This is a genomic window from Burkholderia territorii, assembly GCF_902833055.1.
GTDB lineage: Bacteria > Pseudomonadota > Gammaproteobacteria > Burkholderiales > Burkholderiaceae > Burkholderia > Burkholderia territorii.
On the sequence record NZ_CADFEJ010000001.1, the window covers coordinates 324,000 to 345,532 of the forward strand.

Here is a 21,533-nt window from a genome sequence, read left to right on the forward strand (position 1 = left end):
TCCTGAATGCCGGCCCCGTGCCGGCGCATGAACCCGAACCGATGACTTCCGAATCCGACGCCGCCCCGCTCGATCCCGCACTCGTTGCGACGCTCGCGACGCTGCACGAAGCTGCAAGCGATCCGTCCGGCAAGACGTGGTCGCTGCCGAAGATCGCGAAGCGCGCGCAATTGCCGATGAGCACGCTGCGCCGTGCGTTGACGCAGCTCGACGCGGCCGGCCTGAGCGCGACGACGTCGAACGACGATGGCACCGGCAGCGCCGCCTTGACCGATGAGGGACGCACCGTGTGCGCGCAACTGTTCGGCGCGAACGACGGCAACTGACGAAACGGGCCGCCCGAGGGCGGCCCGTCGTCGTGCGGTTGAATATGCGGCATCGGCCGCATCACCACGGCATCACCACCGCACCGTTACCCCGCCCATGACGGAATGTCGGTAGGTCTGGTCGTTCAGCCCGTGCCGGTAGCCGATGTCGAGGTCGAGCCAGCGCTTCGGCGAGTAGATCGCGCCCGCGATCACGAAGGCCGGATTCGCGCCGGCCGTGCTTTCGGTGTTGCGCGACAGGCCGATGTCCGCGACGAACTGCAGCGCGTCGGTCGCCTTGTAGAGCGCCGCGGCGGACACGGCCCAGACCGAGCGCAGATCGCCGTGGCGATTCGGCTGGTACGCGAGGCCCGCATTCGCGAGCAACGAGAAGCGCGCGATGTCGGCTTGCGCGAGCAGCGTCGCGCCGGTGCCGACGCGGCCTGTGCCGAGCCCGCGAGCGTCGTTGCCGGTTGGCATCGTCACCTTCGGTTTCAGCGCAAGCGACAGCGGCCCGTGTTCGACGAAGCGCCATTTCATGCCGATCTCGAGATCGCCGATGCCCGCGCCGTTGTCGTCGGTCCGCGTTTGCAGATGCGTGTAAGGCGCGTTCACGTAGAAATCGACGTGCTCGCCGAACCCGCGCGTGAGCGTCGCGTTCCACAACTGATGACGGCCGTTCTCGTCCTGTTTCGAGGTTTCCTCGCCGTTGAACTCGAACTGCCAGTTCGCATTGCCCTGCGTGCCCGTGTCGTCGCTGACGAGCGGATGTGCCGCGTAGACGTCCAGCGGGGCGAGCAGGGCGCTCGCGGCCGCGAGCGGAAGCATTTTTCTTTTCATCACGTCACCTGTCGTGCGTCGTAAGCGGCCGACCCATGCGGGCCGGCACGCCATCATTCGGAGGAGAAAATCAGAACCACTGCTTGTAGCGACGCACATAGATCGTCTTGACGATCTGCGCGAGCAGGATGTAGCCGGCCATCGTTGCGGCGAGCCACAGCCAGTAAGTGCCGGGCAGGTGCGTGAAGCCGAGCGAATCGGCGAACGGCGAGAACGGCAGCCAGCAGCCGATCGCGATCGCGATGAAGGTCGACAGCAGCACCGGCAGCGCGGCCGTGCTCTGCAGGAACGGAATCTTCTGCGTGCGCAGCAGGTGCACGACGAGCGTCTGCGACACGAGGCTCTCGATGAACCAGCCCGAGTTCATCACGATCTGGCCGCCCGAGCCGCCGTGCAGGTGATACATCGCACCCGCGCCGAACACGGTCCACATCAGCACGTAGGTCGTGATGTCGAACACCGACGACGTCGGCCCGACCCACAGCATGAAGCGGCCGATGTTGCCGGCTTCCCACTTGCGCGGCTTCTTCAGGAACTCCGGATCCATCTTGTCCCACGGCAGCAGCATCTGCGACGTGTCGTAGATCAGGTTCAGCACGAGCAGCTGGGTCGCGAGCATCGGCTCCCACGGCAGGAACGCGCTGGCGACGAGCACCGAGAACACGTTGCCGAAGTTCGAGCTGGCCGTCATGTTCAGGTACTTGAGGATGTTGCCGAACGTCTCGCGGCCCTTGATCACGCCTTCCTCGAGCACCATCAGGCTCTTTTCGAGCAGGATGATGTCGGCGGTTTCCTTCGCGATGTCGGCGCCGCTGTCGACCGAGATGCCGACGTCGGCGTCGCGCAGCGCGGGTGCGTCGTTGATGCCGTCGCCGAGGAAGCCGACCGTGTGCCCGTTCGCCTGCAGCGCCTTCACGATGCGCGCCTTCTGGAGCGGCGTGAGTTTCGCGAACACCGTCGTGCGTTCGACGACCTTCGCGAGTGTCGCGTCGTCGAGCGTTTCGATTTCGGCGCCGAGCATCGGCCGGCCCGGTTCGAGGCCGACCTGGCGGCACACCTTCATCGTGACGGTCGGATTGTCGCCCGTCAGCACCTTCACCGATACGCCGTTCTCGCGCAGCGCCGCGAGTGCCGGCGCGGCCGATTCCTTCGGCGGATCGAGGAAGGTCAGGAAGCCGCGCACGACGAGGTCGCGCTCGTCGGCGGTGCGGTATTGCTCGCGTTCGTCGCCGCGCGGGATCGCGCGCGTGGCGAGCACCAGCACGCGGAAGCCGTCCTCGTTGTAAGCGTTCGCCTGTTCGAGCAGCCGCTTGCGCGCGACGAAGTCGAGCGCATGCACGCCGTGTTCGTCCTGCACGTGAGTCGATACCGCCAGCATTTCCTCGACCGCGCCCTTGCAGATCAGCAAATGCGCGCCGTGCTTGTCCTCGACGACCACCGACAGGCGGCGGCGCACGAAGTCGAACGGCAGCTCGTCGATCTTCCTGTAGCCCTGCGGTTTCGCGCGCTCGCCGATCTCGTCGGCGCGCGCGACCACCGCGATATCGATCAGGTTCTTCTGGCCGCTCTGGTGGAAGCTGTTCAGCCAGCCGAGCCGCAGGATGTCCTCGTTTTTGTGGCCGGACAAGTCGAGATGATGTTCGAGGATGATCTTGTCCTGCGTGAGCGTGCCGGTCTTGTCGGTGCACAGCACGTCCATCGCGCCGAAGTTCTGCACGGAATTCAGCCGCTTCACGACGACCTTGCGGCGTGCCATCGCGATCGCGCCGCGAGCGAGGTTCGCACTGACGATCATCGGCAGCATCTCGGGCGTGAGACCGACGGCGACCGCGAGCGCGAACGTAAGGGCGCTCAGCCAGTCGCCCTTGGTCAGGCCGTTGATCATGAACACGATCGGCACCATCACGAACATGAACCGGATCAGCAGCCAGCTCACGCTCGCGACGCCGCGGTCGAAGCTCGTCTCGATGCGCTTGTGGCTCACCACGTTACGCGCGAGCGATCCGAAATAGGTGTCCTCGCCGGTCGCGACGACCACCGCCGTCGCGGTGCCGCTGACCACGTTGGTGCCCATGAAGCACACGTTCTCGAGATCGAGCAGCGACGTCGACGCGTCGTTCGCCGCGCCGGGCGTGCCCGCGACGCCCGCGTGCGCCGACTTGCCGGCGACCGCGCCGAGCGTGTCGTACTTCTCGACCGGCAGCGCTTCGCCGGTCAGCACGGCCTGGCTGATGAACAGGTCGCGCGATGCGAGCAGACGCACGTCGGCGGGAATCATGTCACCGGCGGACAGGTGAACGATGTCGCCGACGACCACTTCGCGCATCGGCACCTCGCGCCGCGCAGGCTCCGACGTGTCGGTCACCGCGCGCTGCACGGTCGCCGTCGTGCGAACCATCGCCTTGAGCTTTTCGGCCGCGCGTAGCGACCGGAATTCCTGCACGAAGCGCAGCAGCGCGCTGATCGTGACCATCGCCAGCAGGATCGTCATGCCGACGTAGTCGCGATCGTCGGGGGCCGCGAAATAGACGTCGGTGAAGAAGCTGATCGCGGCCAGCACCAGCAATACGTAGACGAACGGATTGTGGAATGCATGCAGCAGCTGGCGCATCCAGTGCGGCGGCTTGTCGTGCGCGATTTCGTTCGGGCCGTGGTGCTGCAGGCGGTCGGCGGCCTGCGCGTAGGTGAGGCCGCGCATGCTGGTGTGCAGCGACTTGAAGGTTTCTTCGAGCGGGCGGGCCGCTTCCTGTGCGGCGCGCATGATGCGCGGTTTGTTCTGCTGACCGGGGCCGGCGTTGACGAAGCCGCGCTGTTTCTTTTGCGGGTTGTTTCGTTGAGTCATGAATCGCTCCTTGCGCACGAGGCGGCGGGCGGGGAGCGAGCGTGACGTTATCGATGCACGAACGCGCCCCGCCGCGTCGCGTCAGGCGCGATCGGCTGTGGATCGGTGAAGGGAGGAACGCTCGCCGGCGCGCGGAGCGCGGCCGGATGGACGATGCGCAGCGTCGCACCGGCGAGCGGTAATCGACTACTGTCGTCTGAGTTCATCTGCACTCCTGTCGGTTGCGGGTAGATGGCGCGAGCGATCGACAGCCGCGCACGCACATGGGCGCGCGGCCGGACGGCACGCGAACGGAACACGCACGCAGCGTGTGCTGCGCGCGGCGCGAACGTATGCGCGCGGCAACGCACGGTTGCGCAGCGCGGACATTCGGCGATATCGAAAAAATCGGCGGGGGATTCCGGCCGGTCAGGCCGGAAGGGCGCCGCATCCTGCTTCCCGGGATGCGGCAGAAGACGAGGCTCTGCGCGGTTTCCTCAGGCAGCAGTCAAGTTGGTCGACGACCAACTACAACTCGCATCGGTGTTCACAGAACACTCCATGTAATCAGACGGGGGCGATGGTAATGGGTCGTCGTGCGAAGCGTCAACCCTTTTACGGCCTTTTTTCAGGCAGTTCAGTGCAATATGTCATCGCGACGACGCCGGCTCGCAGATAAAAAAACGCGCGCACGCCAGGCAGGCGTGCGCGCGGTTGCGTCGAGGCGACGTGCCGGTTACTGCGTGGCGGCCGTGACGGCGGCACCTGCGTCGGCGATACCGGAACCTGCCGGCATCGCGGTGCACGACGTGCTGGCCGGCAGCATCGCCGCACGCGCGCCGCCTTGCAGCTTCTGCTGGATCTGCGCCGGCGTGAGGTTGCCGTTCACCGACAGCATCAATCCGACGATACCCGTCACCTGCGGTGTCGCGAGGCTCGTGCCGCTTGCGGTGCCGTAGGTGTCCGTGCCCGGCGTCGTCGCGCCGCTGTTGGCCGTCGACAGGATGTTGACGCCCGGAGCGCTCAGCGCGACGTCGGAGCCGAAGTTGCTGAACGATGCGCGGCGCCCGGTCGCATCCGTCGCGCCGACGCTGATCACGCCGCGGCAGTTCGCCGGCTGGTCGAGGCCGGTCGACAGGCCGTCGTTGCCCGCGGCGACGACGACCGTCACGCCTTTCGCGTTCACGTCGTCGATCGCCTGCTGGAACGTCGCGCTGCATGCGCCCACGCCGCCCAGGCTCAGGTTGATGACCTTCGCGGGATTCGGGTTCGTCGGCACGCCGGCGACCGGAATGCCGGCTGCCCAGCGCATCGCGTCGGCGATGTCGCTCGTCGTGCCGCCGCACTTGCCGAGCACGCGCACCGGCAGGATGCGGCCGAGCCACGACACGCCGGCGACGCCGATGCCGTTGTTGGCCGCAGCGCCGATCACGCCCATCACGCGCGTGCCGTGCCAGCTGCTGCTGCCCGGTTCGCTCGCGCAGTGATAGTACGGGCCGCTGGCGTCGTCCAGTTCCTGCTGCGTGACCCAGTCGCCCGGATCCGTCGCATCGGTGCCGCGCGTCTGGCCGTTGTTGCTGGTGTGGGCGTTCGAGATGAAGTTGTAGCCGGGCAGCAGGTTGCCGACGAGGTCGGGATGCGGCCGGTAGCCCGTATCGAGCACCGCGGTGACGACGGTCGGCGAACCTTTGGTCCGCGTCCATGCGGGCGGCGCATTGATGCCGACGCTCGCGTCGGACAGATACCACTGCTGGCTGTATGCGGGATCGCTCGGCGTGTCGCGGATCTGCATCGGGTGATCCGGTTCCGCGTAGTCGACGTCGCCGTCGGCTGCGAATGCCTGCGCGAGTGCCGCCGCGTCGCCGGACGCGATGCGCTGGCCGATCGACAGCACGGCCGCACCGTCCGACAGGGTTCGCTCGACCTGCACGTTCAGCGGTGCCTGCGACGTCGTCGCGGCTGCATACGTGCGTGCGGCGCCGGTCGCGGTCGGCGCCGTCCAGCGCGTCATCGAGCGCTGGATCACCGCGTCGAGCCGCGTGCCGGTGTCGAGGGCCGCCATCGCGCGCGTGGCCGTCAATGTCTTGAGCTTGACGATCAGGTGATCGACCGGCGGCTCGGCCGGCGCGGTCGTCTGGGCGGCCATCTGCACGGCGGCCTGCTGCGTCGCGCATGCATTGCTGCCGCTGGTGGTGGGCGGAGTCGTCGGGGCAGGGGCCGGCGCCGGGGCGGGCGAAGGCGAAGGGGCCGGCGCGGCATTGGAAGACGACGGATTGCTGCCGTCGCCGCCACCGCCACCGCAGCCTGCAAGCGGAAGCAGGGCGGCGGCAGACAGCATGCCGGCAAGCATGCGCGCATGAGCGGAGCGGGCCAGCGCGAAATTGAAACGTTTGGCTCTCATGGTGAGACTCGATCCTCGTAGATAACCGTCGTGCTGGCGGTCGTGCCTGGCCGGAGGAACACCGGCCCTTGTCGTTTTTTGTCTGACGAGCGCGGCAGGGTTGCTGCGACGCGTCATGCACTGGGTAACGGCTGTTGCGGACGCTTCTTGAGCGTGTTTAGCGAGAAAAAATCGGGGAGCCGCAAACGATTACGTTGTTGCAATGCGGCGCGATGGCGGGTGTGGAGCGAGCGATATCGCGTGCGGGACGCGTCGGAGCGCGCCCGGCCGGGCGCGACGCGTGTCGCACGCATGTTTGCGCGCCACGGAAAACGGCTGTGCCCGCCCGGCCGAGATCGACGGTGGCTTGCGCTTTCCCTGATGCGACGCGAATTTTGTCGGGCGTACGATCGCGATTCGATCAACGATTCATCAGGAGAAAAGCATGGATCGCCGCTTCCGTTGGCTGGCCGTCGCGCTGACCTGCGCGCTGGCGGGCACCGCGCACGCGCAGGCGCTCACCGGCACGCTGAAGAAGATCAAGGACACGGGCATCGTGTCGCTGGGTATCCGCGAATCGTCGGTGCCGTTCTCCTATTCGGACAACCAGCAGAAGAACATCGGTTATTCGCGCGACATCGCGGCGCGCATCATCGACGCGCTCAAGGTCGAGCTGAAGGCGCCGAACCTGACGGTGAAGGAAATTCCAATCACGTCGCAGAACCGGATTCCGCTGCTGCAGAACGGCACCATCGACTTCGAGTGCGGATCGACGACCAACACGCTGGAGCGGCAGAAGCAGGCCGCGTTCTCGAACAGCATCTTTCTCTATGGAATTCGCTTCAGCACGCGCAAGGATTCGGGCGTGAAGGACTTTGCGGATCTCGCCGGCAAGACGGTGGCGACGACGGCCGGCACGTCGGACGAGCGCCTGCTGCGCAAGATGAACGAGGAGAAGGGGATGAACATGACGATCATCAGCGCGAAGGACCACGCGGAAGCGTTCATGAACGTCACGACGGGGCGCGCTGTGGCATTCGTGATGGACGAGCCGCTGCTGTACGGCGAGATCGCGAAGGACCGCAATCCGGCTGCGTATACGGTGACGGGCACGCCGCTCGTCCACGAGAACTACGCATGCATGATGCGCAAGGACGATCCGGCGTTCAAGCACGTGGTCGACGGCGTGATCGCGAAGATGCAGACGTCGGGCGCTGCCGAGAAGCTCTACGACCAGTGGTTCATGCAGCCGATTCCGCCGAAGGGCGTGAGCCTCAACTATCCGCTGTCGCCGGAAATGAAGCAGCTGTTCAGGAATCCGACGGATCAGGCGCAGTACTGATCACGGCACCGTGGTCGTATCGCGTCGACAATGAAAAACCGCCGGCACATGCCGGCGGTTTTGCTTTGCGGCCCGGTCGCTCGCGCGCCGGAATCGCGTGTCAGGCCTTGATTTCTGGGCCGCGCGCGGCCGGCCGGGCCGGCACCGACGGTGCCGGCGCCACCGCCCGCGTCGACGGCTGGGCCGGCACGAGCACGACGACCGGTTCGGGCATCGCCCACAGCGGCATCGTGAATGCGACCGGCTGCGGCATCGGCATCGCGAACGCGTTGGCGAGCGCGACGTGCTGCAGCGCCATCATCTGCTGCTGCAGCGCGACCATCTGCGCCTGGGCGGCCTGCATCCGGTACTGCGCGGCCTGCAGCTGCCGCAGCGCGGCTGCGGGCGGGGTGCCGTCCGACGACGACGTCTGCATCTCGAAGCTCGCACCGCCTTGCGGGCTGTGCCAGCTCCACGTGCTGACCTTCATCGGGCCGAGGGCCGTCTGGACGACACGCGTTTCGGCTTTGACGGGCACGGCGTGACCGTTGACGTTGACGAACATCGGTTGTGCGGCCGGGGCCGCGTCGGCCTGCCCGGCCATCGCGAGCACGGGCATCAACGCCAGCGCGCCCGCCGCCATGGATGAACGGAATCGCATATTCGTATCTCCAACAAACGAAGACTGATCGAATCGACAATGGATGAAGCATGTGGCTCACGGATGGAGCCACACGCGACTATGCGGGCGCTGGCTTAAAGCAGGATTAAAACGGCGACGGGCGCTGCGGCAGCGCGACTGCGGCGGGATGTCGAAACCGGCCGGCGGGCGGCGGCGCTTGTCTCGGCGCGTTTCGGAAGGCCAGGCGACAGCCATTCAACCTCGTCCGCGCCAGGGAATTCCTGTGAGAGGGCGCAACAAGAGGCACAATACGGCTTCGCTGCGCACCGCTGTTCGTCATTCGAACACGCTGGCGCGTGCTGCCGCCGTCCGAATCCTTCCCGGTTGTCATGAACGCCTCGCTCACACCCGCGCGCGAATCGAACTCGCCGCGCTTCCTGTTGTTCCTGATCTGCCTGTTCGCGTCCGCCGGCCAACTCGCGATCGACATCTACGTGCCCGCGCTGCCCGACATGGCGCGCTCGTTCGCCACCACGCCGCAGGCGATCCAGTCGAGCGTGTCCGGCTACATGGCCGCCTATGCGCTCGGCCAGCTGATCTTCGGTCCGGTCGCCGATGCGTACGGGCGCAAGCGCGTGCTCGCGTTCGGGCTCGTCATCTATACGATCGGCTGCCTGCTGTCGCTCGGCGCGCCGAACCTGGAGACGTTCGTGCTCGCGCGCTGCCTGCAGGGCTTCGGGATCGCGACCACGAACCTGCTTGCGAAGGCGATCATCACCGACTCGTTCTCGGGCCAGGCGCTGATGCATGCGTTCACGTACATGTCGATCGCGTGGGGGCTCGCACCGATCATCGCGCCGGTGATCGGCGCGCACCTGCAGGAATGGTTCGGCTGGCGCGCGTGCCTCGTGTTCCTGCTGGTGTATTCGCTGGTGATGTGGGCGCTGCTGTGGCGTTATCGCGAGACCTTGCCGAAGCCGGTCCACCTCGAGCCGCGCACGCTGATGGCAAATGCGGGCAAGGTGCTCGCGAGCCCGGTGTTCCAGAGCTGCTTCCTCGCGCAGGGGCTTTGCTACAGCATCCTGCTGGTGTTCAACATCGTCGGGCCGTTCATGGTGCAGACCACGCTGCACAAGCCGCCGACCTACTTCGGCTATCTCGCGCTCGGGATCGGACTGATGTATTTCCTGGGCGGGCTGTCGAACCGGATCCACGGGCGCGGGCTGCCGAGTGCCGAGCAGCGGCTGCGCATCGGCGCGCGCGTGATGGCGGGCGCGGCGATTGCAATGCTGGTGCTGGCGCTGACCGTCGGCCTGCGCGTGTGGACGCTCGCGACGCCGGTGCTCGTGATGGGCTTTTGCGCGGGCGCGATGTATCCGACGCTGATGGCCAAGGGCAATTCGCTGTTTCCGCATATCGCGGGGCTGACGAGCGCGATCCTCGGGTGCGCGCTGCTGCTGGTTTCGTCAGCGATGATGGGCCTCGCCGGCTTCGTGTCGGTGCAGGTGCTGACGCCGCTCGCGGTGTTCTTCGTCGCGCTGTCGTTCATCGTCGTGTGGATGGTGACCAAGCTGCTGCGCTACCTGACGCAGCAGCAGGCCGCGCGCGTTGCTTGCGGGAGCGGGGAGGCCGCGTAAGCGTGTCGGCCGCGTGAGTGCCCGCCGCAACGGCACGCCGGCCAATTTACAGCGGGTGTCCCGCGCCCGCCTGTGCCAGCAGCGAAATCGCGGCCGGATCCGGCATGCCATTCGAATCGATCGCGCCGGCCTTGGCCAGCGCATCGAGATCGCCGTCGATGCCCGGTTGGCCGACCACGAACGGCGTCGTCAGGAAAGCCGGTGTCGACAGCGTGACCGAATAGCGCTGCTGCAGATTCGTCACGACCGCCGATTGCGCGGCCTGCACCGCGTTCGGGCTGCCCATCGCCTGCTGGAAGCGCGCATTCCCCTGAAAATTGCCGATCAGCCCGGCCGTGTTCGTGCCGAGTTGCGCGGCGAGATAGACGAGCATCAGCTCGGTCTCGGGTGTCGTGTTGAAGGTACCGCCCGCGTACGCGAGCGAATGCAGGCTCGTGCCGCCCGATGCAACGGTGATCGCGCATGGCAGCACGGCGTTGACCGTCACGCGGTAGTTGCCGCCGCCGTCGGTCAGCGTCGTCGCCGAGCCTTGCGCGCAACTCACCGTCACCGACGCGCTCGCGAGCGCGGCGCCGGTGGCGGCCGTGCCGGATAGCGCGACGGTCTGCGTGTTGTTGCTGTTGAAGCAGACATCGACGCCGAAGCAGGCGTCGCCGTTGCAGCCTGCCAGCGCCGCGACGGCGGCGACGCAGGCGGTGCCCAGCGCGGGGCGGAGAAAGCGCGGATGGCAAATGTTCATGGTCGCGGGCGATCGGGAGAGGGGGCAACCGTTGTACGGCGCGGGCGCCGGGACGCTCATATTCTAGGTCTCGAATCCGGGCAGTGCTTGCCCGTTTTCCTGATCGAATGCGCGGTGCGTGCCGGCCGACGCGCTTTGTCACATCCGTCTGCAAACGCGGCGCATTTCCCGGACGCAATCGGCAACCACGGCGGGCCGGAACCTTTCGATTCCCTTCGCAATTGGTTATGCTTCGAGTCGATTAAAAAAACGACGAGAGAACGCGCCGTTCCCGACGGAGCCGGCGCGCCGTTTCCGACATGAACCTGAAACGACTGACGGGGCGTTCACGCCTCCCGGATTGCGAGGGCGATCCGGTATCGACGGGAGGCACGACCCGCCTCGCAGGGGCAGCCGCGCTGCTGGCCGGCGCGATGTTTCTTTGCGGCCCGGCGTTCGCCGTGCCGGCCGCTGGCGATGGCGCGATTCCGCTGGCGGCCGGTGCGCCGTCGACCTGCACGAACGTGGCTGCCGCAGCCGCTTATCCCGTCGCCGACGACCCCGAAGCCCCTCCGCCGCTGAAAGGCCGCGTGACCGACATGACGGGCGTGCTGAGTGCCGCATGTGCGTCCGAGCTGACCGACCGCCTCGCCGATCTCGAGCGCCGGCTCGGCGTGCAGATGGCGATCCTGCTGGTCGGGTCGACCGGTCACGCGACCATCGAGCAGTTCGCGACCGCGGTGTTCGAGAAATGGCGTCTCGGCCAGAGCAAGATCGACAACGGTCTGCTGCTGGTCGCCGCACTGAACGATCGCACGGTGCGGATCGAGGTCGGATACGGCCTCGAAGGTGCGATTCCGGACGTCGTCGCGGGGCGAATCATCCGCGAGCGCATCGTGCCGGCGTTTCGCGAGAAGCGTATCGAAGCCGGCGTGAGTGACGCGGTCGATGCGCTGGTGCGCGAGATGACGCCGCCGCAAATGGCGGAGTCGGAGAGCGCACTGCCCGACGAGGACGCGCAGCGCGCGACGTCCCACGATGTGAAGAGGCTATCCAACGGCTTGCGGGAGAAAACTCCGGTCGACCTCGGAAGCTTCTCGTTCTGGTTGCTGCTCGGGCTGACCGGTGTCGCGCTGGGTGTCGTCACCGAATGGCGCAAGCTGCGCTGGCGGGTGATGCTGCCGGCCAGCTTTCTCGTCGCGACGATCGTGCCGGTTGCGATGTTGCCGGTCGGCGCGATTTTCGACGGCGATCTGGTCGCGATGCTGGGTGGGCTGGGAATCGCGACGAGCATGGGTTTCTGTGCGTGGCTCCTCGGCATCGGTCTCGTTCGCTCCGCACGCGTGCGCAAGAATACGGCGATCATCGGCGTGACATTGCTGGCGCTGATCTGGATCGGGCATCGGATGGGATATGCGCCCGGTCAGGTTCTGCTGACGGTCTTCTGCGTGGTGATGGGGATCCTGGTGATCGTCGAAAAACTGACGGGCAGCGACTGGTCGTCATCCAGCTCCACGTCCTCGTCTTCGTCCTTCAAGTGGCCATCGTCCGGCTCGGACTCGTCCAGCTCCAGCTCGTCCGACTCGTTCACCGGCGGTGGCGGCTCGAGCGGCGGCGGCGGGGCATCGGGCCGCTGGTAGCCGCTGATGGCCGCCGTGCGCGGCGCATGCGCGAACGCTTCTTTTCAACTTACCGCTCCAGCCGGAGCGTTCAACGGGAAGTCACACACAATGAAATGGTTTCGAATCCTGCTCGTATGCTGCGTGCTCGCGCCGCTCGCCGGTTGCGGCTACAACGCGATCCAGTCGTCGGATGAAGACGTCAACGCAGCGTGGTCGGAGGTGCTGAACCAGTATCAGCGTCGTGCCGACCTCGTGCCGAACCTTGCCGCATCGGTGAAGGGCTACGCGGCGCACGAGGAGCGCGTGCTGACCGAGGTTGCGACGGCCCGCGCGCGCGTGGGCAGCGTGCATATGACGCCGGAGATGGCAAAGGATCCGGCCGCGCTGGCGGCGTTCGATCAGCGACAGGGCGAACTGGCCGGCGCGCTGAGCCGGCTGATGGTGGTGTCCGAGCGTTATCCGGAACTGAAGGCGAACGTGGCGTTTCGCGATCTGCAGACGCAGCTCGAAGGCACCGAAAACCGCATCGCGGTCGCACGCGGCCGATACATCAAGACGGTGCAGCAGTACAACGTGCAGATCCGCCAGTTTCCGGGCGTCGTGATCGCGCGGATCTTCGGTTACCAGCCGCGCCCGAACTTCAGCGTCGCGAACGAATCCGCGATTTCGACCGCACCCGTCATCGACTTTTCCAACCAGCCGCCGAAGGCGAACGCGGCCGGCCAGTAAGCAGCCGGCCCGGGCACTCAGGGCTTGCGCGCAGCCGGCTTCGCGAACGCGCCGCGCACTTCGAAGCCGATCGCATCGGCGACGTTGCCGCGCGCGTCGACGAGTTCCAGCCGGTGCCTGCCCGGCCACGGCATCCACGCGATGCGGTCGGCGTGGCCGATCACCTTGTCGTCGAGCCGCCACGCGAAGCGCGCGGCATGCCCGGACGAGCGCTCGAACCAGATCCGCTGGTTCATCGGCGGAATGTCCGGATCGATCGCGAAGATCGTGCCGTCGGTCGGCGCGCCGATCGTCAGCGGCGCGCGCGCGCCGTCCTTGCCCGGCGTGACGGGCGCCGCGAGCCGGATCGTATCGAGCGCGGTGCCCGCGACGAACCACTCGTCGCGCGACGGCTCGACGTTGCGCTCGAACGTGATGCGGCGCGTTTCGACACCGGCCGGCGGACGCGGCGCGCGGCTCGGCAGGTCGCGGTGCAGGTAGCCGACGACGGCCGACCACACCGGCGACGCGCCCGTCACCCCCGACACGTCCCACATCGGCGAGCCGTCCGCATTGCCGACCCACACGCCCACCGTGTAGCGCGACGTGAAGCCGACCGTCCAGTTGTCGCGCATGTCCTTGCTCGTCCCCGTCTTGACCGCCGAGAAAAACCGCGTGGCGAGCGGATTGTCGAAGCCGAACGTGCGCACGCGCGCGTTGTTGTCCGAGAGGATGTCGGTGACGACGAAGCTGGCCGCTTCGCTGAACACGCGCGTGCCGCTGTCCGCGCGGCCCGATGCCGATACGCCGGAAGCGGGCGACGGCGCGGGCAGGTCGACGACCTTGCGCGCGACACCGCCGTTCGCGAGCGCGCGATACGCATTGGTCAGCGACAGCAGCGTGACGTCGGCGCTGCCGAGTGCCAGGCTGAAGCCGTAGTAATCGCCTTCCTGCGCGAGCGGCAGGCCGAGCGCGCTCAGCGTGCGCGCGAAGCGGTGCGGCGTGACGAGCACGAGCGTGCGCACGGCGGGCACGTTCAGCGAGCCGCCGAGCGCGCTTCGCACGCTCACCCAGCCCTTGAAGTCCTTGTCGTAGTTCTGCGGAATGTAGAGTCCGCCACCGGCGGCGAGGTTGATCGGCGCGTCGTCGAGCAGCGACGCGGCGGTGAGCCGCTTCTCGTCGATCGCCTGCGCATAGAGGAACGGCTTGAGCGTCGAGCCGGCCTGGCGCGGCGCGAGCACGGCGTCCACGTCGCGCGCGCTCGACAACGCCCCCGACGAACCGACCCACGCGCGAATCTCGCCGGTCGCGTTGTCGATCACGACGACCGCGCCGTCCTGCACGTTGCGCCGGTGCGCGGGCGCGTTGAGCTCGGTCAGCGCGCGCGTGAGCGCGTCGCGCGCGAAGCGCTGCAGCGGCGCATCGAGTGTCGTGCGCACCTGCGCGCCGGCCGTCGGTCTGACCTCCGCCGCGATGCGGCGCGCGAAGTGCGGGGCGAGGGCGGCGCCGTCGTCGCGCACGGCGCTGGCCGGGCGGGCGATCACGAGCTGCACGTAGCCATCCAGCGACGCGCAGCCCTGTTCCGCCCGCATGTCGCGCAGGATCCGGCAAGCACGCTCGGCGATCTTTGCAGGGGCCGCGTTCGGTGCGCGCACCAGTGCCGCCGCGATTGCGGCCTCGCGTGCATCGAGGCCGGACGGCGCCTTGCCGAACAGCACCTGCGACAGCGCGGCGAGGCCGACCGTCTCGCCGCGCAACGGCACGAGATTCAGGTAGGCCTCGAGGATCTGGTCCTTGCGCCAGCCGCGCTCGAGCAGCAGCGCGTTCATCGCCTGCGTGGCCTTCTGCGGCAGCGAGCGTTGGCCGGAGCGGCGCGGCGAATCGCTGAGCAGCCCGGCGAGCTGCATCGTCACCGTCGACGCGCCACGCGTGCGCTCGTTCCACAGATTGCCCCACGCCGCACCGGCGATCCCGCGCCAGTCGACGCCGCTGTGTTCATAGAAACGCTTGTCCTCGGACAGGACGATCGCCTCGCGGAACGCGGGCGACACGTCGGCGAGCGATACCCAGTCGCCGCGCCGTTCGGTGAGGTCGACACGCGTGCGCTGCAGCGGCGTGCCGTCGCGCGCGAGCAGCACCCAGTCGGAGCTGCGCCAGTTGCGGCGCACGTCGTCGTAGCCGGGCAGCGCGTGCGCGACCAGCGGCGCGGCAAGCACGACGGCGACGAATACGCGGCCGGCGAAACGCACCGGCCGCGGCAATACACGATCGATCATCACGTACTCGTTACTTGCCGGCGTCGGCCGGCTTCACGGTCATCGGCGGATTCGGCCACAGGCCGTACACGGACGGCGCGTACAGTGCCTCGACGCGCGTCGGCGGCAGCCCGAAGGTGCCGACGTTGTTCAGCCGCACCGTGTATTCGACCGAGAGTTTGCCCTTCGGCAGATAGTCGTAATACGCGCGGTAGCCGTCGAAGTCGCGTTCGATGAACGCCGGCCATGCGCCGTCCGGCGATTTCTCGCCTTGCGTCGCGGCTTCGGAATCGCGGCCGAGGCCGGAGCCGAGGATCGTCGCGCCGGACGGGATCGGATCGTTGACGACGACCCACGTCATGTCGCTCTGCGCATCGATGTCGAGATGCACGCGCACGACGTCGCCGCGCGTCAGCACGCCCTTGACCGCGGGCGACACGGGCGTGACGGTCTTCGTGATCCGGTAGCCGGCCGCGAACGGCGCACGCAGCGGCACGGCCGCGAGGCTTTCGACGGTTGCCCACGGGCGGCCCGTGCCGTCCTGCGTGACGGACAACGTGGCCGGCGCCTGCGCCGCACGCGGCCACGGCATCAGCACGCTGCGCGCGGCTGCCGCACGCGTCGCGGCGGTGGCCGACGCAGGGGCGTCTGACGGCACCGGCGCCTGCGACCACGAGATCGCGCGCTCGTTGCCGCCGAGCGCGACCTTCGTCGTGCCTGCCACGGGCGTGCTCTCGTAGGTGCGCGAGAAGCGTTCGATCGCGAGCTGACCGAGCGCGTTCGACGTCGTCGTCTGCCATGCGCCCTGGCGTTGCAGAGCGAGCAGGCCGGTCGCGACGCGCGGCATCTCGTCCTTCCACGCGGGGTCGCCCGCGAATTCCAGCGCGAGACGCGCGGCGTTGGTTTCGTTGCTCGTCATCAGCCACCACAGATCGTCGTCGCGCGCGGTCGAGAACACGAGCTGCGTGCCCTGGTACGTGAGGCGCGCACGCAGGATCTGCTCGACCTGCGCACGTTTCTCGTCGCGCTGCGGGATGTCCTTCACGCGCGTGAGGATCGCGTGATAGTCGATCACCGCCGATGTCGGCCACTGGTTCGGCGCGATCTCGATCGAGCCGAGCATCCGGCCTTGCGCGGCGCCGTAACGCGACAATGCCTCGATCGCGGCGAGCTTGCGCAGGTCGCGATCCTGGCGGGGCGCCCACGCGTTGCGCTCGATGCGGCCGTCGACGAAGCGTGCGAGCCCGGCCTCGAGCTGCGTGCGCACGTCCTCCGGCAGCGCGAAGCGCGGGTCGAGGCGGCTGGCCTCGTCGGCGACCACGAGCAGGTACGACGACAGCGTCGGGCTCCCGTAGTGCGCATCGTCGGACGACGGCGGGAAGTAGTTCGCGAGGCCGTCGCTGTCGAGGTAGACCGGCATGCGCGCGACCAGCGCCTGCCATTGTGCGGCGTCGTGCAGGCCGATCGCGCGCGACGTCTGCTGCTCGAGGCAGCGATACGGATAGCGCTCGAACCAGCGCCGCACGCCGGGCAGGCCGTCGGCGAGCTTCGACTGCAGCGACACGGCAATGCCGCCGCGCGGCGCGCCCTGTGCGTTGTTGACGGCGCCGGCCGGCGCCGACACGGGCACCGTCAGCGTGCCGTCGACCTGCGCGAGCGTGGCCTGCTGCACGGTCACCGGCAGCGCGGGCACGACCTTCTGCGCGACGGCCAGCGCGTCGGACGCGCGCTTGCCGCCTTGCTCGGCCGCCTCGATGCGCCAGTTCAGCGCGCCGGCCGCGTCGAGCGCCTGCTCGGGCACGGTGATCGTCCATGCGACCTCCGTCGCCGCATTGGCGGCGAGCGACACGGTTTGCGGCGCGACGTCGAGGCCGGTCACGCGCGGCGTCACGACGACCTGCATCGCGCGGTCGGTCGTGTTGCGCAGCGTGACCTGCGCGCGGAACGCGTCGCCTTCGCGCACGAGCGGCGGCAGCCCGGAGATCAGCTGCAGATCCTGCGTGCTGCGAATCGACGTGCTGCCCGTGCCGAAGCGATCGGCGCCGACCGCCGCGACCGCGACGATCCGGAAGCGCGTCAGCGCGTCGTTCAGCGGCACCTCGACGGTTGCGCTGCCGTTCGCGTCGAGCGTCACGCGCGGATTCCACAGCAGCAGCGTGTCGAACAGCTCGCGCGTCGGCGCGCTGCCGCCGCCGCCGCCGGCCGGCACGGCCTTGCGGCCGAAGTGGCGGCGGCCGACGATTTCCATCTGCGCGGTGGCCGTCTCGACGCCGTACGCGCGTCGCTGCAGCATCGCGTCGAGCAGGTCCCAGCTGTTGTTCGGCATCAATTCGAGCAGCGCCTCGTCGACGGCCGCGACCGCGATCTGCGTGCCGGCCGGTGCCGGCTGCCCGTTCGGCAGCGTGACCTTCACGTGCGCTTGCGCCTTGCTGCGCACCGTGTAGCGCGTTGCGTCGGTCGTCACGCTCACGCCGAGGCGATGCGCGCCCGTGCCGACCTTGATCTCGCCGAGCCCGTAGCGGAACGCGGGCTTCGACAGGTCGACGAATGCGGTCGGCGCCTCATAGTGACGACCCTCGCGCCAGAATGCGCGCGCCCATTCGACCGGTGCCTTCCAGCCCCAGGTGAAGAACGAGTACCACGGCACTTCGCGAATCCGGCCGCGCAGCGCGAGCACCGACACATAGACGTTCGGCCCCCACGATTCGCCGACCTTCAGGTCGACGGTCGGATTCTTGCCGTTCAGTTCGACGATGTGCGTTTCCATCACGCCGCCGCGCTCGACCGCGACGAGGGCCGTTGCGTAGCGGAACGGCATGCGAACCTGGAAGCGGGCCGTTTCGCCCGGCTCGTAGGACGTTTTCTCCGGGATCACGTCGATCCGGTCGGTGTTGTCGCCGCCGAACCAGAGTTCGTCCTCGCGCGTGACCCACACGGACGTCGACGCATTCGACGTGCGCCCGTCGCCGTCCTTCGCGACCGCGATCAACTGGATGTTGCCGGCCTGTTCGAGCGTCGCGTCGCAGGCCATGCGGCCCTTGTCGTCGGTCTTGCCCGAGCACAGCACGCCGAGCTCGCGCGTGTCGCTCTTGTTGTCGTATGCATAGAAGCCGCCGACCATTCGCTTGCGCGACGACGTCGTGATGTGCGCGATGCCCTTGATCTCGATCGGCACCGATGCGCGCGGCTTGCCCTGCAGGTCGACCGCGAGCGCCTGCACCGGCACGCGCTGGCCGACCGACACCCAGCGTCCGGCCTTGATGCCGGCCACGACCGCGGCCGGCCACAGGATCGTGTCGCCGCGGATCGTCTGCACTTCGCCGTTCGGGTCCGCGAACGTCGCCTCGAGCGCGATGCGCTTCGGCGCGTCGACGTCGGGCAAGCCCTTGAGCGTGACGGAGCCCGCGCCGTTGCGGTCGAGCGTGACCGGCAGCTTGTCCGCGATCAGCCGGGTCGCGTCGGGATCGTTGTTCGCGGCCGATGCGCTGTCGCCGTCCTGCGCATCGTCGTCCGCATTGCCGTCGCTGCGTTCCGCGCGGTACGGCGCGAAGCTGAAGTCCTCGAAACGATCCGCGAACGGCGGCGACGCCCATTTCATCAGCGCCGACACCTGCACGGGCAGGTTCGATGCGCCGCCGCCCGATACGTAGTCGATCTGCACCGCGAGCGGCGCTTCCTTGACCGCGACGAGCGGGCTCTTCTGCGCGTCGCGCGCGCCGATCGTCCCCTTGAGCACCGGCAGGCGGAATGCTTCGACACGGAAGCTGCCGCTGTAGTAGCTGGCGGTCGGCGCGTCGTCGGGGCCGCCTTCGAGCGTCACGCTGTACTCGCCGAGCTTTGCCGCGGGCGGCAACGTGAACTGCGTGTCGGCGCTGTGGTCGGCCGACCACGTCAGCGGCAGCTTGTAGGTCTGGTCGGAGCCGAGATGGCGGATCGTCACGCGCGACGGGTATTGCGCCGGGAACGCGAGGCTCTGCAGCGTCTCGGTGCGCAGGAAGTGCTTCATCGATACGGTTTCGCCGGCCCGCAACAGCGTGCGGTCGAACACGGTATGCGCGCGCACGGTCGGTGCGCTGTCGGTGTCGGTCGGCACGTTGAAGCGCCACGATTCGATCCCGCGGTTCCAGTTCGAGCTGACGAACGCCATGTCGGGGCCCGTCTTCGGATCGTCGACGCGCGCCGACACGAAATAGTCGTCGAAGCGTTCCGACTGGTTGCATTCGTGCTTCGGCTCGAATGCGCCGTCGATCTTCAGCAGGCCTTGCGCGTCGGTCTTGCCGGACGCGATTTCGTCACCGTTGCAATCCGACACGCGGATTCGCGCGTTCGGCACGGGCTTGCCCTTGTCGAGCGTCGTGACCCAGACGAGGTTGTTCTCGCGGCCCTGTTTCAGATGCACGCCGAGGTTCGTGACGAGCACGGTGGTGCGCACGTACATGCTCGACGGCTTCGCGAGCAGCGAGCGGCCGAGTGCGGGCGACGCGAGTTCGAGCACGTAGAAGCCGGGTTTTTCGATCGGCACGCCGACGACCTCGAACGGGCGCAGCGCCTTCGGATCGGCCTTCGGCAGCGTCAGCGCCTGCGCGCCCGGTTCGCCGGTGAGCAGCGACAGCGAGCGCACGTCGATGCGGCGGTTCTGCGGCGCGGGCATCTTCTCGCCGGCCGCGAGCGGCACGTAGACGGGGTGCTGGCCCTTGCGCCGGAGCAGGCCCGGGATGCGCTCGTCGATCGTGTCGGCCGTCATCGACCAGTTGTCGAACCGGTCGACGGTGCGCATCCATTGGCGAATCGCGGTGTCGTCGTCGACCTTCAGGTTCGAGAATTGCGCACCGCTCGTGTTGAGGCCGGCGATATGCAGATCGGCCTCGACGTTGCGCAGCGTGACGGGCACGAGCGCGGGCGTACCGGGTTCGGCGAAACGCTCGACGATCCCGAAGGTGCCCGACGAGAACTTCGCGAGCGGCGGCATCGGCGCGGTGCGCGTCGCGAGCGGGAACAGATCGGCGTTCGCGAGCGAGCGGTCCGTCACGTCGCGCAGGCCCGACGGCAGCTCGACGGTCAGGTTCGCCTGCGCGGGCAGCGGCGGATTGAACGTGACGGTCGTCACTTCGTCGCTGTGATCGTCGGCCGCGAAGGTCGGTGAAAGCGAACCGTCAGGGCCGCGCAGCCTGATCGCCTCGGCGTTCTTGCGCGAAATCGGCGCATTGAACGACAGCGTGAGCGGACGCAGCGGCGTGCAGGGCGCCTTCGCGTTCTCGCGCTCGCACGAGAAGCTCGCGGCGAACGGCGCGCGCACCGTGAAGTCGAAACGGCGCTCGGTATCGTTCGCGATGCCGCTCGGGCTCGCGACGCCCTTGCCGTAGACGAGCTGCATCTTCGCGCTCGCGGGCAGCGCCTGCGCGCACGACAGCGTCAGCACGCGCGCGGCGTCCTTCTTCAGCCCGAAGTGATCGAGCAGCGCGTTGCGGGTATCGTCGTCGGCGGCCGTGACGGGGATGCGGTTGCCGATGCCGACCGCTTCGCACCAGATGTTCGCGAGCGCGGAGCGCGGTTCGGCCGGGCCGTTCAGCTTCAGCACGAACACCTGGCGTTCCTCGATCTCGCGCGAGCCCGGGCGCACCGTCACGGGAAACGGGCCGCCGGTTTGAAACGTGAAGCGGCGCGGGCCGCTGACCGCATTGCCGGCGACCGAGCGCAGCGAGTCGTTGAGCGCGACGGAGCATCGCACGCCGGGCGGCAGGTCGTTCTCGAAATCGTAGACCCACGTCTTGTCGTCGAGCCAGTGCCCCTGGCCGCGTGCGGCGGTGGAATCGTTGCAGGTCATGCGTGCGGGATTCGGCGCGGATGCCGAACCGAACGCGACCATCGCTTCGTCGAACTTGACGACGCTCTGCCGGACTTCGGTGACCGTGCCTTGCGGCGACACGCTCACCGTGCGGGCGGCGCCCGCATGCAGCGACAGTGCAGCGGCGGCGGCGAGCACCGCGACCGCGCCGATGCGCCAGGGTAGCCGTGTGGTGTGACGGGTTGAATTCGTGTTGTTGTGCTTGTCGTGCTGCTTCATCGCTCGATGCCCTCGGAGGGAAGCTTTCTGTTTGATTGCACGCGATTCTAACCGACGCGCATATGAGCGGATGACGGGAGGCGGCGTGTCGTCGGCTTGCGACACCTTGGCGTCTCGAAGCAGAATTGTCGCGTCGACGACACAAAAATGCAGCGAAATGTCGATTGTCTCGGATTGCGGAACATTTAATGGACTATAAAAGCATTGTCCGATCCGAATTGTGCGCGTACATTTCAGGGC

Annotated in this window: 13 protein-coding genes; 5 read left to right on the forward strand and 8 right to left on the reverse strand. The window is 67.9% G+C overall.

The features are described 5' to 3' along the window. The first annotated feature begins 41 nt into the window (after positions 1-41). Positions 42-326, forward strand: a complete 285-nt coding sequence (locus tag HW466_RS01465; protein WP_151004515.1) for a transcriptional regulator — start codon at positions 42-44, stop codon at positions 324-326. A gap of 72 nt (positions 327-398) precedes the next feature. Here the strand turns inward: HW466_RS01465 and HW466_RS01470 are convergent, their stop codons facing one another. The 4 genes from HW466_RS01470 to HW466_RS01485 all read right to left on the reverse strand — a co-directional run bounded on the left by HW466_RS01470 (position 399) and on the right by HW466_RS01485 (position 6,367). After that, a complete protein-coding gene (locus HW466_RS01470) occupies positions 399-1,145 on the reverse strand; it encodes a transporter (RefSeq protein ID WP_151004513.1) in 747 nt (248 codons plus the stop codon). 70 nt (positions 1,146-1,215) lie between these two features. After that, positions 1,216-3,987, reverse strand: a complete 2,772-nt coding sequence (mgtA, locus tag HW466_RS01475) for a magnesium-translocating P-type ATPase (protein WP_151004511.1) — start codon at positions 3,985-3,987, stop codon at positions 1,216-1,218. Positions 3,988-4,034: 47 nt separating this feature from the next. Beyond that, a complete protein-coding gene (locus HW466_RS01480; RefSeq protein ID WP_174905484.1) occupies positions 4,035-4,193 on the reverse strand; it encodes a hypothetical protein in 159 nt (52 codons plus the stop codon). Positions 4,194-4,702: 509 nt separating this feature from the next. Continuing rightward, complete coding sequence (locus tag HW466_RS01485; protein ID WP_151004509.1) at positions 4,703-6,367, reverse strand: S8 family peptidase; 1,665 nt, start codon at positions 6,365-6,367, stop codon at positions 4,703-4,705. A 424-nt stretch (positions 6,368-6,791) separates the two neighbouring features. Here HW466_RS01485 and HW466_RS01490 point away from each other — a divergent pair, with 424 nt between their 5' ends. Further along, entirely contained in the window at positions 6,792-7,688 is an 897-nt protein-coding gene (locus HW466_RS01490) for a glutamate/aspartate ABC transporter substrate-binding protein (RefSeq protein ID WP_059792732.1), read from the forward strand. 100 nt (positions 7,689-7,788) lie between these two features. Here the strand turns inward: HW466_RS01490 and HW466_RS01495 are convergent, their stop codons facing one another. Further along, a complete protein-coding gene (locus tag HW466_RS01495) occupies positions 7,789-8,328 on the reverse strand; it encodes a hypothetical protein (protein WP_059507580.1) in 540 nt (179 codons plus the stop codon). Positions 8,329-8,678: 350 nt separating this feature from the next. Between HW466_RS01495 and HW466_RS01500 the strand changes: the two genes are divergently transcribed. Next, on the forward strand, positions 8,679-9,926 hold the full coding sequence (locus tag HW466_RS01500) for a multidrug effflux MFS transporter (RefSeq protein WP_059507579.1): 1,248 nt from the start codon (positions 8,679-8,681) through the stop codon (positions 9,924-9,926). Between the two features lie 46 nt (positions 9,927-9,972). On the opposite strand, the gene HW466_RS01505 is transcribed toward HW466_RS01500, so the two are convergent. Then, complete coding sequence (locus HW466_RS01505; RefSeq protein ID WP_059451164.1) at positions 9,973-10,665, reverse strand: hypothetical protein; 693 nt, start codon at positions 10,663-10,665, stop codon at positions 9,973-9,975. A 299-nt stretch (positions 10,666-10,964) separates the two neighbouring features. On the opposite strand from HW466_RS01505, the gene HW466_RS01510 reads away from it, so the two are divergent. Continuing rightward, positions 10,965-12,284 (forward strand): TPM domain-containing protein, encoded by a 1,320-nt coding sequence (locus tag HW466_RS01510; RefSeq protein WP_151006135.1) that lies wholly within the window; start codon positions 10,965-10,967, stop codon positions 12,282-12,284. 90 nt (positions 12,285-12,374) lie between these two features. Next, positions 12,375-12,995 carry a LemA family protein gene (locus tag HW466_RS01515; RefSeq protein ID WP_151006136.1) on the forward strand — a complete coding sequence of 207 codons (621 nt, stop codon included), beginning with the start codon at positions 12,375-12,377 and terminating at the stop codon, positions 12,993-12,995. A 17-nt stretch (positions 12,996-13,012) separates the two neighbouring features. On the opposite strand, the gene pbpC is transcribed toward HW466_RS01515, so the two are convergent. Next, positions 13,013-15,250, reverse strand: coding sequence for a penicillin-binding protein 1C (gene pbpC / locus HW466_RS01520; protein ID WP_174905485.1), 2,238 nt, complete (start codon positions 15,248-15,250; stop codon positions 13,013-13,015). A gap of 10 nt (positions 15,251-15,260) precedes the next feature. Next, positions 15,261-21,293 carry an alpha-2-macroglobulin family protein gene (locus HW466_RS01525; protein ID WP_174905486.1) on the reverse strand — a complete coding sequence of 2,011 codons (6,033 nt, stop codon included), beginning with the start codon at positions 21,291-21,293 and terminating at the stop codon, positions 15,261-15,263. Between the last annotated feature and the right edge of the window lie 240 nt (positions 21,294-21,533).